Raw genomic sequence first — 14,829 nt, 5'->3', positions numbered from 1 at the left:
CCGGGGCCGGCGGAATCAGATCCTCACGGGGCGAGGCGCAACGTCACTTGTTGACGCAGACGTTGCCGAAGGCGGGGTTCAGCAGACCGATCACGGAGATCGTGTTGCCGCAGACGTTCACCGGGACGTGCACGGGAACCTGAACGACGTTGCCGGAAAGGACGCCGGGCGAGTGCACGGCGGCACCCTGGGCACCGGAGTCGGCGACGGCCATGCCCGCGCCCGCGAGAACCAGACCACCGGTGGCAGCCGCAGCGGCGACGACCTTCTTGAGCATTGTTCCTCCTAGTTGGCAAACGCGATCCCAAAATTGCCGATCGCATCACCTGTAACGAGGAGGGAGTAATGAGGCTACGAGCTTATGAGCGCATTCACTCGTCCCGGTCGCCCCCCGTACACACGGGCGATTCAGGACGCGTCGATGAAGCGGTCGAGCACCCGCACTCCGAACTGGAGCCCCTCCACCGGCACCCGCTCGTCGACGCCGTGGAACATGCCCGCGAAGTCCAGCTCCGGCGGCAGCTTGAGCGGCGCGAAGCCGAAGCCCCGGATGCCCAGGTCGTCGAAGGACTTGGCGTCCGTGCCGCCGGAGAGCATGTACGGGATCGCCTTGGCGGCCGGGTCCTCGGCCACCAGCGCGGACTGCATCGCGTCGACCAGCGCTCCGTCGAAGGTGGTCTCGACGGCCTTGTTGGCGTGCACGTCCTCGCGCCGCACGTGCGGCCCGAGGATGCGGTCGAGGTCGGCGAGGAACTCCTCCTCGTACCCGGGCAGATAGCGCCCGTCGATGTGCGCGGTGGCCTCGCCGGGGATGACGTTGACCTTGTAGCCCGCGCCCAGCTGGGTCGGGTTGGCGGTGTTGCTCAGGGTCGCGCCGATGAGCTTGGCGATGCCGCCGAGCCTGGCGATCGTCCCGTCCATGTCCTCCGGGTCCAGCTCGATGCCGAGCGCGTCGCCCAGTTCGTCGAGGAAGGCCCGGGTCGTCTTGGTGACGCGGACGGGGAACTTGTGCCGGCCCAGGCGCGCGACGGCCTCGGACAGCTCGGTGATGGCGTTGTCGCGGTGGATCATCGATCCGTGCCCCGCGGTGCCGGCCACCGTCAGCTTCATCCAGTGGATGCCCTTCTCGGCCGTCTGGATCAGGTACAGGCGGCGCTGCTCGTTCACGGTGAAGGAGAAGCCGCCGACCTCGCTGATCGCCTCGGTGACGCCCTCGAAGAGATCGGGGTGGTGGTCGACGAGGTGCCGGGCGCCGTACGTGCCGCCGGCCTCCTCGTCGGCGAGGAACGCCAGCACGATGTCCCGCGGGGGCTTGCGGCCACTGCGGAGCCGGTCGCGGACGACCGCGAGGGTCATCGCGTCCATGTCCTTCATGTCGACGGCGCCGCGCCCCCACACGCACCCGTCGGCGACCTCCCCGGAGAAGGGGTGGTGGGTCCAGTCGTCCGCGTTGGCCGGGACGACGTCGGTGTGGCCGTGGATGAGCAGCGCCGGCCGGGACGGGTCCTCGCCCTCGATCCGGGCCACCGTGGAGGCGCGGCCGGGGTGGGACTCGAAGATCTTCGGTTCGAGTCCCACCTCGGCGAGCTTCTCGGCGACGTACTCGGCGGCCTTGCGCTCGCCCGGCCCCGAGTGGTCGCCGTAGTTGCTGGTGTCGATCCGGATCAGCTCGCGGCAGAGGTCGACGACCTCGTCCTCGCCGGTGACGCTCCTGGCCGTGCCCGTGCCCGAGTCGCTCACGTGGTTCCTCCCGCTGTCACTGCTGGTGGGTCCCCCTCATCCTCCTCCCTGAGCCGTCCGGGCCCAAGGAGGGGGTGATCGGCCACCCCGGAAAGCCTGGTAATGTTTACGTCGTCGCCAGGGGGAACTCCCCGCGCGACAGACACCTTGTCCGGGTGGCGGAATGGCAGACGCGCTAGCTTGAGGTGCTAGTGCCCTTTATCGGGCGTGGGGGTTCAAGTCCCCCCTCGGACACCAGCTGAAACCCCTGCCGAGCAGGGGTTTTCTGCTTTTCCCGACAGTCGCCGCGACCACCTGGAGTTGTCGCCATGACCACCCCCGCCTGCCCCTGCGGGCGGTCCCAGCCGTACGAGAAGTGCTGCGGCCGTTTCCACGCCGGGACCGCCGCCGCCCCGACCGCCGAGGCCCTGATGCGCTCCCGCTACAGCGCCTTCGTGAAGGGCGACGCGGGCTATCTGCTGCGCACCTGGCACCCGCGGACCCGGCCCGCGCGGCTGGACCTGGACCCGGGTATGCGGTGGACCGGTCTGGAGATCCTGGAGACGGTCGACGGCTCCGCCTTCCACGCCACCGGCACCGTGACGTTCCGGGCGTCCTACCGCGGCGGCTCGCTGCACGAGCGGAGCCGGTTCGAGCGGGTGGACGGGGCGTGGGTGTACGCGGACGGGGAGTTCCTCGACTGAGGACACCTCCTCCCGGCACCGGCGGCGCTCAGGGCGCCAGGATGTCCAGCTCCTGCAGCGCGCCCTCGGTGATCTCCCGGGTCAGCCGCTCCGCGCGCTCGGCGTCACGGGCGCGGACCGCCTCGGCGACCTGGACGTGCAGGGTGACGGCGGCGGGGTCGGGGTCCTCGAACATCACGTCGTGGTGCGTGCGGCCGGCCAGGACCTCGGCGACGACGCCGCCGAGGCGGGCGAACATCTCGTTGCCCGAGGCGGTGAGGATGACGCGGTGGAAGGCCACGTCGTGGAAGAGATACTCCTCCAGCCGGTGACCGCGTGAGTTGGCGACCATGCCGAGCGCGCACTCGGTCAGCTCGGCGCACTGCTCCGGCGTGGCGAGCCGGGCCGCCAGCCCCGCCGCGACCGGTTCGACGGCCGATCTGAGCACGGTCAGGGAGCGCAGCTGCCGGGGGCGCTCGGAGCCGGCCAGGCGCCAGCGGATGACCTGCGGGTCGTAGACGTTCCACTCGCACTCGGCGAGGACGGTGACGCCCACGCGGCGGCGCGACTCGACGAGGTGCATGGACTCCAGCACCCGCACCGCCTCCCGCATCACGGAGCGCGACACCTCGAAACGCTGGGCGAGTTCGTCCGTGCGCAACACGCTGCCCGCGGGGTATTCGCCCGCTGTGATCGCGGGGCCGAGGGTGTCCAGTACGCGGCCGTGCAGCCCCCGGCCCGGTGTGCTCATGCACTCAGCGTACGGGGCAGGTCACGGGAACAAAAAGTCAGACTTATATGTCACAGACTCTTGAAGTTGTCGTACTAATGAGTTTCAGTTGCGTCGAACATCAGGTGTCGACGAAGACAGCAGACAGCGAGAGTGCGATGCAGCAACTGCACACCCCCCACGTGGTCGTGGTCATGGGCGTCGCGGGCACCGGGAAGACCACCATCGGTCCCCTGCTCGCGGCCCGCCTCGGCGTTCCCTACGCCGAGGGCGACGACTTCCACCCACCGGCCAACATCGCCAAGATGACGGCCGGCACCCCGCTCACCGACGAGGACCGCTGGCCCTGGCTGGACGCCATCGGCGGCTGGGCGCACGGGCGTGCCGGGCTCGGTGGGGTGGTGAGCAGTTCGGCGCTGAAGCGGTCGTACCGCGACCGGCTGCGGGCCGCCGCTCCCGGTGTCGTCTTCGTGCATCTCACGGGCAGCCGTGAGCTGATCGAGGACCGGATGTCGCACCGGCAGGGCCACTTCATGCCGACGGCCCTGCTCGACTCCCAGTTCGCCACGCTCCAGCCGCTGCAGCCGGACGAGGCGGGAGTCGCGGTGGACGTCGCCGGCACCCCCGAGGAGATCACCGAACGGGCGGTCGACGCCCTGAAGGACCTCCCCGAGCCGGTCCGGTAACCCCCGCACCCCCCACTTCCCCCGGGGTCCTGCCGCCCTCGGCGCGCACGGCCCCGAACTCCCCCCAGTCCCCATCACCGCAAGGGAACCACCGTGACCAGACTCAGCGTCGAGATGCTGGCAGCGGACCCCGTCGAGCCGATCACCTCGGCGGGCCACGCCCAGCTGGGCATCGCCGTGCTCCTGGGCATCGCCGTCATCGTCCTGCTCATCACCAAGTTCAAGCTGCACGCCTTCCTGTCGCTGACCATCGGGTCGCTGGCGCTCGGCGCGTTCGCCGGCGCGCCGCTGGACAAGGTCATCACCAGCTTCACCGCCGGACTCGGCTCCACCGTCGCGGGCGTCGGCGTCCTGATCGCCCTCGGTGCGATCCTCGGCAAGATGCTCGCCGACTCCGGCGGCGCCGACCAGATCGTGGACACCATCCTCGCCAAGGCCACGCCCCGTTCGATGCCGTGGACGATGGTGCTGATCGCCTCGGTCATCGGACTGCCGCTGTTCTTCGAGGTCGGCATCGTCCTGCTGATCCCGGTCGTCCTGATGGTCGCCAAGCGCGGCAACTACTCGCTGATGAGGATCGGCATCCCGGCCCTGGCCGGTCTGTCCGTGATGCACGGTCTGGTCCCGCCGCACCCCGGCCCGCTGGTCGCCATCGACGCGGTGGACGCCAATCTCGGTGTGACCCTGGCGCTGGGCGTGCTGATCGCGATCCCGACGGTGATCATCGCCGGTCCGGTCTTCTCGAAGTACGCGGCCCGCTGGGTGGACGTCCCGGCCCCCGACCGCATGATCCCGCAGCGCGCCTCCGAGACGCTGGACAAGCGTCCCGGTTTCGGTGCCACGCTGTCCACGATCCTGCTGCCGGTCGTGCTGATGCTGCTGAAGGCGCTCGTCGACATCATCGTGGACGACCCGGAGAACGTGGTGCAGCGCACCTTCGACGTCATCGGCAACCCGCTGATCGCCCTCCTGGTCTCCGTGATCGTCGGCATCTTCACCCTGCTGCGTCCCGCCGGGTTCGGCAAGGACCGTCTCTCCGGCCTGGTCGAGAAGGGTCTCGCCCCCATCGCCGGCATCCTCCTGATCGTCGGCGCGGGCGGCGGCTTCAAGCAGACGCTGATCGACTCCGGCGTGGGCCAGATGATCCTGGAGATCTCCAAGGACTGGTCCATCCCGGCGCTGCTGCTGGCCTGGCTGATCGCGGTGGCGATCCGGCTCGCGACCGGTTCGGCGACGGTGGCGACCGTCTCGGCGGCCGGTCTGGTCGCTCCGCTCGCGGCCGACATGTCGACCACGCACGCCGCCCTGCTGGTCCTGGCCATCGGCGCCGGCTCGCTGTTCTTCAGCCACGTCAACGACGCCGGCTTCTGGCTGGTGAAGGAGTACTTCGGGCTGAACGTCGGCCAGACCATCAAGACCTGGTCCGTCATGGAGACGATCATCTCCGTGGTCGCCGGTGCCCTGGTGCTGCTGTTGTCCCTGGTCATATAGCCGCACCCCGCACCAACCGGAAGGATCAGGAGTACGACGATGACGGCTCACCCCCTCTTCGACATCGGCGGGCGCACCGCCCTGGTGACCGGCTCCAGCCGGGGCATCGGGCTGGCGCTGGCCCGGGGCCTCGCGGAGGCCGGCTGCCGGGTGGTCCTCAACGGACGCGACGGCGACCGCCTCGCGAAGGCCGCCGCCGGGCTCCCCGGCGAGGTCCACACGGCGGTGTTCGACGTGACCGACGGACCGTCCGTCACCGCCGGGATCGCGGAGGTCGAGGAGCGGGTGGGCCCGCTCGACATCCTGGTCAACAACGCCGGGATGCAGTTGCGAGCGCCTCTGCTGGAGTTCGCGGACGCCGACTGGCACCGCGTCCTGGACACCAATCTCACCAGCGCCTTCCTGGTGGGCCGGGAGGCGGCGCGCCGGATGACGGAGCGCGGCCACGGCAAGATCGTCAACATCTGCTCGCTGCAGAGCGAGGTGGTCCGCCCGGGCATCGCGCCCTACGCCGCCACCAAGGGCGCGCTCAAGATGCTCACCAAGGGCATGTGCGCCGACTGGGGCCCGTACGGCGTCCAGGTCAACGGGCTCGGCCCCGGCTACATCGAGACCGAGCTGACCCGGCCGCTGGTCGAGGACGAGAAGTTCAGCGCCTGGGTGCGCGGGCGCACTCCGGCCGGCCGGTGGGGGCGCACGGAGGACCTGGTGGGCGGGCTGCTGTTCCTCGCCTCGCCCGCCGCGGACTTCGTCGGCGGGCAGATCCTGTACGTCGACGGCGGAATGACGAGCGTCCTGTGAGCGCCGGAGAGGCCTCCGCGCCGGGCTGTGTGATCCACGGTGCGGGCGACCTGCGGGTCGAGGACGTGCCCGTTCCCCGGCCCGGTCGGGGCGAGGCGCTGGTCGCCGTGCGCTACGGCGGTGTCTGCGGCTCCGACCTGCACTACTGGCGGCACGGCGGCGTCGGCGACTTCCGTCTGCGGGAGCCGATGCTGCTCGGGCACGAGGTGGTCGGGACGGTCGTGGCGTACGGCTCCCCGGACACGGCGGGGCCGGCGACCGGTGCGTCCGTCGCCGTGCACCCGGCGACTCCCTGCGGGGTGTGCCCGGAGTGCGCGGACGGGCGGCGCAACGTCTGCCGGGACACCCGGTACCTGGGCAGCGCGGCCCGCTTCCCGCACGTCCAGGGCGGCTTCGCGGCGCGGATCGTGGTCCCCGCCGAGCAGTTGCGCCCCCTCCCGGCCGGCCTGGACCCGCGCCGGGGCGCGCTCGCCGAGCCGCTGTCCGTGGCCCTGCACGCCGTGCGCCGGGCCGGGGAAGTGGCCGGGCGGCATGTGCTGGTCACCGGCGCCGGGCCGATCGGCGCCCTGGTGGTGGCGGCGGCGAAGGCGGCGGGCGCGGCCCGCGTGACGGTGACGGACCTGCTGCCCGCGGCCCTGGAGTACGCGCGGGCCGCCGGCGCCGACACCCTCGTGCGGGCCGACGACCCCGGCGACTCCGGATGGCCGGCGGAAGTGGACACGGCGATCGAGGCATCCGGGGTTGCCGCGGGTCTCGACACCTGTCTGCGGCTGGTGCGGCGCGGCGGCGTGGTCGTGCAGCTCGGCATGCTGCCGCCGGGGCACAGTCCCTTCGCGGGGAACCTGGTGGTGAGCCGGGAGATCGAGCTGCGCGGAGCGTTCCGCTTCGACGGCGAGTTCGACGACGCGCTGCGCCTGCTCGCGGCCGAGCCCGCGTTCGACGCGCTGGTCAGCGCGGTGGTGCCGGTACGGGACGCGGCGTCGGCGTTCGAGCTGGCGGCGGACCGGAGCCGGTCCTGCAAGGTGCTGCTGGACTTCGGCGCGGACCCGGCCGGCTGAGCCGGACGTACCCCCGCGTGCCCCGGGCCCCGGCCGGCTGAGCCGCCGGGGCCCGAGGCATGGTCAGGAGCCGTCCCGCTGTCTGTTCCAGGGTCCTCCCGCAGTCAGGAGGACGCGGCCTTGTCCAGCTGGAAGGCCTCGTTGCCCTGGCCGATGCGGGCGTGCCGTTCGGGGGCGCGGGAGCGCAGGATCAGGCCCTGGACCACTCCGGCGACGGCGGCGAGGCCGATGATGCCGGGCAGCACCCAGCTCAGGGCGGAGTCGGGTCCCGCGCCGACGAGGACGTCGAAGTCCTTGACGGTGTAACCGGCGATCACCAGCAGGGCCAGGCCCGCGACGGTGGAGGTGACCAGGCGTACGCCCTGCGCCCCGGCGGCGCCGCGCCGGACGAAGAAGGCCACCACGGAGAACGAGGCGGCTGCCATCAGCACGATCACGCCGAGGGCACCGATGTTGCCGCCCCAGGTGAACAGGTGGAGCACGGGCTCGGTCGGGTCGCCGTTGGGCTTGTCGTCGGCGACCGCGAAGCCGACGACGACGACCGCGGAGACGGCGGTCTGGAGCAGCGAGCCGGTGCCGGGCGCGCCGCTGGTGCCGCTGGTGCGTCCGAAGGCGGCGGGCAGCAGACCCTCGCGGCCCATGGCGAAGGCGTACCGGGCGACGACGTTGTGGAAGCTGAGCAGCGCGGCGAACATGCCGGTGACGAACAGGACGTGGAGCACGTCGGTGAAGGTGTCGCCGAGCCGCGACTCGGTCAGGAAGAACAGCAGTCCGGCGCTCTGTTCCTGCGCGGTGCCGACGATGTCGTCGGGTCCGGTGGCCACGGTCAGGGCCCAGCTGCTGAGCGCGAAGAAGACGGCGACCCCCGCGACCGCCAGGAACATGACACGCGGAACGAGCACGTGCGGGCGGCTGGTCTCCTCGGCGTACACCGGCGCCTGCTCGAAGCCGAGGAAGGCCGCGATGCAGAAGCAGAGGGCGGTGCCGACCCCGGCGCCGGTCAGGGTGTCGGGGTTGAAGGCGTACAGCGACAGGCCCTGGGCCCCCGGGTCGGCGACGGCGGCGATGTCGAACACCACCACCAGGACGACCTCGATGAGCAGCAGGACGCCCAGCACGCGCGCGTTGACGTCGATCTTCAGCCAGCCCAGCGTGCCGACCGCGAGGACCGCCAGAAGGGCCGGGATCCACCAGGCCACGTCGAGGTCGGCGTACGTGGACAGCAGTCCGGAGACCTCGAAGCCGAAGATGCCGTAGATGCCGACCTGGAGGGCGTTGTAGGCGACCAGCGCGACCAGGGCGGCGCCCGCGCCGGCGGTGCCGCCCAGGCCCCGGGAGATGTAGGCGTAGAAGGCGCCCGCGTTGTGGACGTGCCGGCTCATCTCGGCGTAGCCGAGGCTGAAGAGGATCAGCACCACGCCGAGCACCACGAAGAGGAGTGGCTGTCCGACGATGCCCATGACCGCGAAGGTGGTGGGCATGACGCCCGCGACCACCATCAGCGGGGCGGTGGCGGCGAGCACGGACAGGAGCAGCCCTCCCGTGCCCAGCCGGTCGGCACGCAGGGCGCGCTCCTCGCCCTTGAAGGTGCTGATGGCGCCACCGCTCGCGGATCTGCTCGTGCTCGAACTGCCCGTGGTCATCGCAGGACGTCCTTCTCTCGTGTTTCTCGTGGGTGGTGTGCTTCGGGTTCGTCGGGCGATCAGGTCGTGCCGAGCGCGCCGGCACGGGCGGCGCGGAAGGCGGAGAGCGGGTCGCGGTCCGGGTACGACCACGGGGCCGGCGTGGCGTGCTCGCCGATGCGGTGGAACAGGGCGGCGGCCTCGGCCCCGCGGCCCTCGCAGGACTTGGCGTGGGCGAGGAAGTTGAGGTCGATCAGCCGGCGCGGGTGGCCGTCCTGCTCCCACTCCAGCCACCAGTCGAAGGCCGCCTTCATCACCAGCCGGGCGCGCCGGCCGACCCAGTGGCCCGAGGCCGCCGGGTCGGGGGACTCGTGTCCGGCGGCGGCCAGCACGCGGTAGCGCTCGGCATGCGCGACGACCGGGAGGATGGCCAGCGGGGAGTCGGCGGGTGCCTGCTCGGCGGCCCAGTTGGCGAAGTCGTACACCTCGTGCAGCGGGTCCGGACCGTCGCCGCCGCGCTCGGCGAGCCGGGCCGCCATCAGGTGGTGGGCGTGGTGGTGGTCGGCGTACCGCCCGCGCACCTCGTCGAAGGCGCGGACGACGTCCTCGTCGGCGCCCAGCGAGCGCTCCAGCACGAGCAGCCCGAGCCAGGGCGTGGGGTCGGCCGGCACGAGGGCTGCGGCGTCCCGGCACGCCTCGCGGACCCGCGCGGGCTTCTCCTTGCCCCGCAGGGCACGGTGGACCAGGGCGTGGGCGAGCAGCACCGAGGCGTCGGCGGAGCCGGGGTCGGCGAGCAGCCACTCGCGGGACCAGGAGGCGCAGTGGGGCTCCTGGGCCAGGACGGAAACCCGGTGCCCCCGGCGGTCCCAGTCGTCACCCGTGTGGACCAGCAGGGAGCGGACGGACTGCCAGCGCCCCTGGGCCAACGCCGCCCGCGCGGTGATGAGTTCGGTGTCGTCGAGAGCCTCGTCGAAGGCCTGGGCCGCGCGTTTGCGGCCGCGGCCGAGGGGAGGCGGAGGTGGGGACACCGCGGGAAACTTCCTCACGCGACGCGGTAGGTCGTCGTAGCCGGGCTGCCATGACCGGACTGCCATGGACTGATCACGCACAGCAAACCGGCAGCCAAGGCTTGACGTCAAGAGGAATCGTGGCGTTACACGCGTCAACTCGCGTGACTGGAGGGGAACTTGTGCGGCGGCACCCGCCGCCTCCGCGCTCCCGGGGCCCGCCGCCGGGCCGCACCCCGAATGCGCCGCCCGTCCGGCACCCGGCGGCCACCCGCACTAGAGTCGTCCCCGACGCCCCCGTGACCCGACTGACGATCGAGGTACGCAGCGTGTCGGTTCTGGTTCTGGTCCTCGCCGTGTGCGCCGCGTGCTGTCTGGGTCTCGGTTTCGTCCTCCAGCAGAACGCGGCCGAGCGCGCTCCGCTGGGCGACTTCCTCTCGCCCCGCCTCCTGCTCGACCTCGTGCGGGTGCCGCGCTGGCTGGCCGGCACGGCACTGATGGTGGCCGGTCTCGTCCTCGGCGCGATCGCGCTGGGCGGCGGGGAACTGACCCTCGTCGAACCGCTCCTGGCCACGAATCTCCTTTTCGCCCTCGCGCTGTCCCGCGCCCAGACCCGGCAGCCGCTGGGGCGCCAGGGCTGGGCCGGCCTCGCCCTGCTCGCGGGCGGGGTGAGCGCGTTCATCCTCGCGGGCGAGCCGCGCGGCGGCAGTGCGGTGACCGACCCGGTACGGCACTGGCTGATCGTCGGCGTCATGCTGGCTCTGGCCCTCGTGCTCACGCTGTGCGCCGGCCGCCTGCGGCTGACCTGGGGTCCCGCGCTGCTGGCGCTGGCCGCCGGCCTGGTGTACGGGGTGCAGGACGCGTTGACCAGGGTCAGCGGCCGGCGCTTCACCTCGGGGGGTCTGGCGGAACTGCTGACGGGCTGGCAGCCGTACGCCGTGGTGGTGCTCGGCATCACCGGCCTGCTCCTGGTTCAGAGCGCCTTCGAGACGGCGCCCCTGCGTCGGTCGCTGCCCGCGCTGACGGCGGCCCAGCCGCTCGCCGGGATCGCCTGCGGGGTCGGGTTCCTCGGCGACCGGCTGCACACCGATGCCGGGGCGCTCGCGTGGGAGGCGGGCGGCCTCGCGGCGATCGTGGCGGGCATCGTCCTGCTGGGCCTGCACCCGGCGATGCCTCAGGGGACGGGCGCGGGGACGGGCGAGAGCGGGCGGGAACCGGCGCTGGATCGCGGCTGAGGGGCACGGCGGCACGGCGGGGGCCGGGCGGGCTCCTTGGACGGGCGGGCTGTTTGGATGGGCGGATGAATTCTGCTGACGAGATCCTCGACGTCGTCGACGAGAACGACCGCGTGGTCGGACGGGCCCGGCGGGGCGACGTGTACGACCGGGGGCTGCGGCACCGGTGCGTGTTCGTGTGGGCGCGCGACCCCGAGGGACGGGTGTTCGTCCACCGCCGGACGGCTTCGAAGCTGGTGTTCCCCGCGCTGTACGACATGTTCGTCGGCGGGGTGGTGGGCGCGGGCGAGCCCTACGACGACGCGGCGCTGCGGGAGGCGGAGGAGGAACTGGGGGTGAGCGGGCTGCCGCGGCCGCAGTTCCTGTTCAAGTTCCTGTACGACGACGGGGCGGGACGGTCGTGGTGGTCGGCGGTGTACGAGGTGCGGGTGGCGGGGCCGGTGTCTCCTCAGGTGGAGGAGGTGGCGTGGTACGGGTTCCTCTCCGAGGAGGAGTTGGAGGAGCGGGTCGGGAAAGGGGTGTGGGAGTTCGTGCCCGACGGGATGGCGGCGTATGCGCGGCTGCGGGCTCGGCGGGGGTGAGTGGTCCGGGGGCCGGCGGATAGGGTCCCCTGGTGAGTGATTTCGTGCGGAGTGTTCGGTTGTGGTTCGTGCCCGGGGAGGTGCGGCGGGAAGGGAAGACCCCCGACTACCGGTTCTCGCTGGCCAACGAGCGTACGTTCCTGGCCTGGCTGCGTACCGCCCTCGCACTGATCGGCGGCGGGTTCGCGGTGGACCAGTTCCTGCCCGACCTGCGGTGGGGCTGGCGGGTCGGGCTCGCGCTCGCGCTGCTCGCCGCCGGGGTGCTGTGCTCACTGCGGGCCGTGAACCACTGGGCTCGCTGCGAACGCGCCATGCGCCATGGCGAGGACCTCCCCGTCTCCCGCTTCCCGGCGCTGCTCAGCCTGGTCGTGGCCGTGGTCGCGGTCGTCATGGTCGTCGTGGTCCTCGTCGGCTGGGAGGGCTGAGGGTGAGCGGCGCCGACGCGGACCCCGCGGACCGCGACCCCGGACTCCAGCCCGAACGCACCCGGCTCGCCTGGCGGCGCACCACCCTGTCCGGCACGGTCGTCGCCGTACTCGCCGTGAAGGCCGCGCTGCACGGAGGCGCGACGGGCTCCTCGGTGCTGGCCGCCGGCCTGTGCTGCGCTCTCTGGCTGGCCTTCCTCCGCATCGCCCACGGCCGTATCCGCACCCTGGCCGCTGCGAACCGACCCCGTACGCTCACCGCGCCGCATGCCGCCGCCGCAGCTCTGTGCACGCTCGCCCTCGCCGCCTGCGGGGCGGTCCTGGTCCTCTGAGGAGCCGCGCCCGACCCGCCCGTAACGCCGATCACGTTCCGTCCGCCCACTGGACGACATACCGACCGGTCGGCATCATGTGGTGGTACCGTTCACCTGCCCCAGGGAGAGCCGATGAGCCCCGACCACCCGCCCGGACTCGATCTCGACCGGTTGCGCGTCCTGCTCGACCGCGAGCGGCCCGGCCTGGTGACCGGGCCGCTGTCCGGCCGACTGATCGAGGGCGGACGGTCGAACCTCACCTACGCCGTGTCGGACGGTACCGCCCGCTGGGTCGTACGACGCCCTCCGCTCGGCCACGTCCTGGCCACCGCACACGACATGCGGCGCGAGCACCGCGTCATCAGCGCACTGCACCCGACGGACGTGCCCGTGCCGCGCCCGGTGCTGCTGTGCGAGGACGACGAGGTGCTGGGGGCGCCGTTCTACGTGATGGAGTTCGTGGACGGCACCCCGTACCGCACCGCCGAGCAGCTCGCGCCCCTCGGCCCGGAGCGCACCCGCGCCGCGGTGCTGAACCTGGTCGACACGCTGGTCGGGCTGCACGCGGTGGACCCCGCCGAGGTGGGCCTCGCGGACTTCGGGCGCCCCGAGGGCTTCCTGGACCGCCAGCTGCGCCGCTGGGCCAAGCAGCTCGACGCCTCCCGCAACCGCGACCTGGCCGGCATCGACGAACTGCACGCCACCCTCGGCCGGGAGCTGCCCCGCTCCCCCGCCCCCACGGTCGTGCACGGCGACTACCGCCTCGACAACGTCCTGATCGGCGGCGAGGGCGACGAGATCCGGGCCGTCCTCGACTGGGAGATGTCCACGCTCGGCGACCCGCTGACCGACCTCGGCCTGCTGGTGATGTACAGCAGCCCGCTCGGCATGCCCGACTCCCCCGTCTCCACCACCGCCCAGGCCGCCGGCCACCCCGCGCCCGCCGAACTGATCGAGCGGTATGCCGCCCGCTCGGGCCGCGACGTCACCACGGTCGCCTGGTACACGGCGTTCGCGTGGTTCAAGCTCGCCGTGATCCTGGAGGGCATCCACTACCGCTACACGCTGGGCCAGACGGTCGGCCGCGGCTTCGACCGCATCGGCGACCTCGTCCCCGTCTTCATCGAGCACGGCCTGACCACCCTTCAGAAGGGCTGACCCCCATGGACTTCGCGTACGACGCACGCACCGAGGAACTCCGCGCCAGGCTGCTCGCCTTCATGGACGAGTACGTCTACCCGGCCGAGCAGGTCGCCCACGAGCAGCGCGCCCGGCTCGCCTCCCCGTGGGAGACCCCGCAGGTCGTGGAGGACCTCAAGGCCGAGGCCCGCCGCCAGGGGCTGTGGAACCTGTTCCTCCCCGACGCCGAGCACGGCGCCGGCCTCACCAATCTGCAGTACGCCCCGCTCGCCGAGATCACCGGCCGCAGCCCGCAGCTGGCGCCGACCGCGACGAACTGCGCCGCGCCGGACACCGGGAACATGGAGGTACTGGCCCAGTTCGCCGACGAGGCGCAGAAGAAGCAGTGGCTTCAGCCGCTGCTCGATGGAGAGATCCGCTCGGCGTTCGCGATGACCGAGCCGGACGTGGCCTCCTCCGACGCCACGAACATCACCACGCACATCGAGCGGGACGGCGACGAGTACGTCGTCACGGGCCGCAAGTGGTACATCTCGGGGGCGATGAACCCCGACTGCAGGATCTTCATCGTGATGGGCAAGACCGACCCCGACGGCGAGGACATCCGCCGCCAGCAGTCGATGGTGCTGGTCCCGCGCGACACGCCCGGGGTGACGGTCAACCGGGCGATGCAGGTCTTCGGCTACGAGGACCACTACCACGGCGGCCACGCCGAGGTGACCTTCGACCACGCGCGCGTGCCGGTGTCCAACCTGATCGGCGAGGAGGGCGGCGGCTTCGCCATCGCCCAGGCCCGGCTCGGCCCCGGCCGGATCCACCACTGCATGCGGTTGATCGGCATGGCGGAGCGGGCGATCGAGCTGATGTGCCGCCGCGCGGTGTCCCGCGAGGCCTTCGGCAAGGCGCTGGCCCAGCAGGGCGTGGTCCACAACTGGATCGCGGACGCCCGGGTCACCGTCGAGCAGTTGCGGCTGCTGGTGCTGAAGACCGCCTGGCTGATGGACACCGTCGGCAACCGGGGTGCGCACACCGAGATCCAGGCCATCAAGATCGCCACGCCCCGCGCGGTGGTCGACATCATCGACCGGGCGATCCAGTTGCACGGTGCGGGCGGCGTGAGCCAGGACTTCCCGCTGGCCGAGCTGTACGCGGGTGCGCGGACGCTGATGATCGCCGACGGCCCGGACGAGGTGCACCAGCGTTCGCTGGCCCGCCGGGAGATCAAGAAGTACCTCTGACCCCTGGCGGACCGGTCGGCAGCCGTCAATAGCCGCCCGAGTAGTGGTGGTCGGCGCGCGCGAGGGCACGGAGGAAGGCGACGAGACGGGGCCAGGGCG

General features: G+C 72.1%; 16 protein-coding genes and 1 tRNA gene. 12 read left to right on the top strand and 5 right to left on the bottom strand.

The window, feature by feature from the left end:
- Positions 1-43 precede the first annotated feature (43 nt).
- Both chpH and NI25_RS30935 read right to left on the bottom strand, forming a co-directional pair.
- Entirely contained in the window at positions 44-277 is a 234-nt protein-coding gene (chpH, locus tag NI25_RS30940) for a chaplin ChpH (RefSeq protein WP_019325258.1), read from the bottom strand.
- A gap of 131 nt (positions 278-408) precedes the next feature.
- Positions 409-1,740 (bottom strand): M20/M25/M40 family metallo-hydrolase, encoded by a 1,332-nt coding sequence (locus NI25_RS30935; protein WP_061445612.1) that lies wholly within the window; start codon positions 1,738-1,740, stop codon positions 409-411.
- A 149-nt stretch (positions 1,741-1,889) separates the two neighbouring features.
- On the opposite strand from NI25_RS30935, the gene NI25_RS30930 reads away from it, so the two are divergent.
- Together NI25_RS30930 and NI25_RS30925 are read left to right on the top strand one after the other, a co-directional pair.
- A tRNA-Leu gene (locus NI25_RS30930) sits at positions 1,890-1,977 on the top strand.
- A gap of 71 nt (positions 1,978-2,048) precedes the next feature.
- Positions 2,049-2,423, top strand: a complete 375-nt coding sequence (locus NI25_RS30925) for a YchJ family protein (protein ID WP_061445611.1) — start codon at positions 2,049-2,051, stop codon at positions 2,421-2,423.
- A gap of 28 nt (positions 2,424-2,451) precedes the next feature.
- On the opposite strand, the gene NI25_RS30920 is transcribed toward NI25_RS30925, so the two are convergent.
- Positions 2,452-3,153 (bottom strand): FadR/GntR family transcriptional regulator, encoded by a 702-nt coding sequence (locus NI25_RS30920; protein ID WP_061445610.1) that lies wholly within the window; start codon positions 3,151-3,153, stop codon positions 2,452-2,454.
- Positions 3,154-3,290: 137 nt separating this feature from the next.
- Between NI25_RS30920 and NI25_RS30915 the strand changes: the two genes are divergently transcribed.
- From NI25_RS30915 to NI25_RS30900, 4 genes are all read left to right on the top strand, one after another.
- Positions 3,291-3,818 carry a gluconokinase gene (locus NI25_RS30915; protein WP_104634654.1) on the top strand — a complete coding sequence of 176 codons (528 nt, stop codon included), beginning with the start codon at positions 3,291-3,293 and terminating at the stop codon, positions 3,816-3,818.
- A 93-nt stretch (positions 3,819-3,911) separates the two neighbouring features.
- Entirely contained in the window at positions 3,912-5,309 is a 1,398-nt protein-coding gene (locus NI25_RS30910; protein ID WP_061445609.1) for a GntP family permease, read from the top strand.
- A gap of 39 nt (positions 5,310-5,348) precedes the next feature.
- Entirely contained in the window at positions 5,349-6,110 is a 762-nt protein-coding gene (locus tag NI25_RS30905) for an SDR family oxidoreductase (RefSeq protein ID WP_061445608.1), read from the top strand.
- The gene (locus tag NI25_RS30900; protein ID WP_061445607.1) at positions 6,107-7,168 is read left to right on the top strand and encodes an L-idonate 5-dehydrogenase; all 1,062 of its coding nucleotides are present in this window, start codon (positions 6,107-6,109) and stop codon (positions 7,166-7,168) included. The genes NI25_RS30905 and NI25_RS30900 overlap by 4 nt, the downstream gene beginning before the upstream one ends.
- 104 nt (positions 7,169-7,272) lie before the next feature.
- Here the strand turns inward: NI25_RS30900 and NI25_RS30895 are convergent, their stop codons facing one another.
- Positions 7,273-8,811 carry an APC family permease gene (locus NI25_RS30895; RefSeq protein ID WP_061445606.1) on the bottom strand — a complete coding sequence of 513 codons (1,539 nt, stop codon included), beginning with the start codon at positions 8,809-8,811 and terminating at the stop codon, positions 7,273-7,275.
- 59 nt (positions 8,812-8,870) lie between these two features.
- Positions 8,871-9,818 carry a hypothetical protein gene (locus NI25_RS30890; RefSeq protein WP_061445605.1) on the bottom strand — a complete coding sequence of 316 codons (948 nt, stop codon included), beginning with the start codon at positions 9,816-9,818 and terminating at the stop codon, positions 8,871-8,873.
- Positions 9,819-10,126: 308 nt separating this feature from the next.
- Between NI25_RS30890 and NI25_RS30885 the strand changes: the two genes are divergently transcribed.
- The 6 genes from NI25_RS30885 to NI25_RS30860 all read left to right on the top strand — a co-directional run bounded on the left by NI25_RS30885 (position 10,127) and on the right by NI25_RS30860 (position 14,730).
- Positions 10,127-11,032: a DMT family transporter gene (locus NI25_RS30885; RefSeq protein WP_061447167.1), complete on the top strand. Its 906-nt coding sequence runs from the start codon at positions 10,127-10,129 to the stop codon at positions 11,030-11,032.
- Between the two features lie 65 nt (positions 11,033-11,097).
- On the top strand, positions 11,098-11,613 hold the full coding sequence (locus NI25_RS30880) for an NUDIX hydrolase (protein ID WP_061445604.1): 516 nt from the start codon (positions 11,098-11,100) through the stop codon (positions 11,611-11,613).
- 32 nt (positions 11,614-11,645) lie between these two features.
- Positions 11,646-12,038 carry a YidH family protein gene (locus NI25_RS30875; protein ID WP_061445603.1) on the top strand — a complete coding sequence of 131 codons (393 nt, stop codon included), beginning with the start codon at positions 11,646-11,648 and terminating at the stop codon, positions 12,036-12,038.
- A 2-nt stretch (positions 12,039-12,040) separates the two neighbouring features.
- Positions 12,041-12,370 (top strand): DUF202 domain-containing protein, encoded by a 330-nt coding sequence (locus NI25_RS30870; protein WP_061445602.1) that lies wholly within the window; start codon positions 12,041-12,043, stop codon positions 12,368-12,370.
- A gap of 114 nt (positions 12,371-12,484) precedes the next feature.
- A complete protein-coding gene (locus NI25_RS30865) occupies positions 12,485-13,510 on the top strand; it encodes a phosphotransferase family protein (protein ID WP_061445601.1) in 1,026 nt (341 codons plus the stop codon).
- A gap of 5 nt (positions 13,511-13,515) precedes the next feature.
- Positions 13,516-14,730, top strand: a complete 1,215-nt coding sequence (locus NI25_RS30860) for an acyl-CoA dehydrogenase (RefSeq protein WP_061445600.1) — start codon at positions 13,516-13,518, stop codon at positions 14,728-14,730.
- Positions 14,731-14,829: the final 99 nt, after the last annotated feature.

Origin of the sequence: Streptomyces sp. CCM_MD2014 (assembly GCF_000772045.1) — a bacterium.
Classification (GTDB): domain Bacteria; phylum Actinomycetota; class Actinomycetes; order Streptomycetales; family Streptomycetaceae; genus Streptomyces; species Streptomyces salinarius.
The sequence above is the reverse complement of the archived record's forward strand: the minus strand, read 5'-3'. Positions and strand labels throughout refer to the sequence as shown.

Coding starts and splice junctions, on each gene's coding strand:
- NI25_RS30920 (WP_061445610.1), bottom strand. CDS start 3,153: ATGAGCACACCGGGCCGGGGGCTGCACGGCCGCGTACTGGACACCCTC.
- NI25_RS30905 (WP_061445608.1), top strand. CDS start 5,349: ATGACGGCTCACCCCCTCTTCGACATCGGCGGGCGCACCGCCCTGGTG.
- NI25_RS30860 (WP_061445600.1), top strand. CDS start 13,516: ATGGACTTCGCGTACGACGCACGCACCGAGGAACTCCGCGCCAGGCTG.
- NI25_RS30880 (WP_061445604.1), top strand. CDS start 11,098: ATGAATTCTGCTGACGAGATCCTCGACGTCGTCGACGAGAACGACCGC.
- NI25_RS30925 (WP_061445611.1), top strand. CDS start 2,049: ATGACCACCCCCGCCTGCCCCTGCGGGCGGTCCCAGCCGTACGAGAAG.
- NI25_RS30865 (WP_061445601.1), top strand. CDS start 12,485: ATGAGCCCCGACCACCCGCCCGGACTCGATCTCGACCGGTTGCGCGTC.
- chpH (WP_019325258.1), bottom strand. CDS start 277: ATGCTCAAGAAGGTCGTCGCCGCTGCGGCTGCCACCGGTGGTCTGGTT.
- NI25_RS30915 (WP_104634654.1), top strand. CDS start 3,291: ATGCAGCAACTGCACACCCCCCACGTGGTCGTGGTCATGGGCGTCGCG.
- NI25_RS30895 (WP_061445606.1), bottom strand. CDS start 8,811: ATGACCACGGGCAGTTCGAGCACGAGCAGATCCGCGAGCGGTGGCGCC.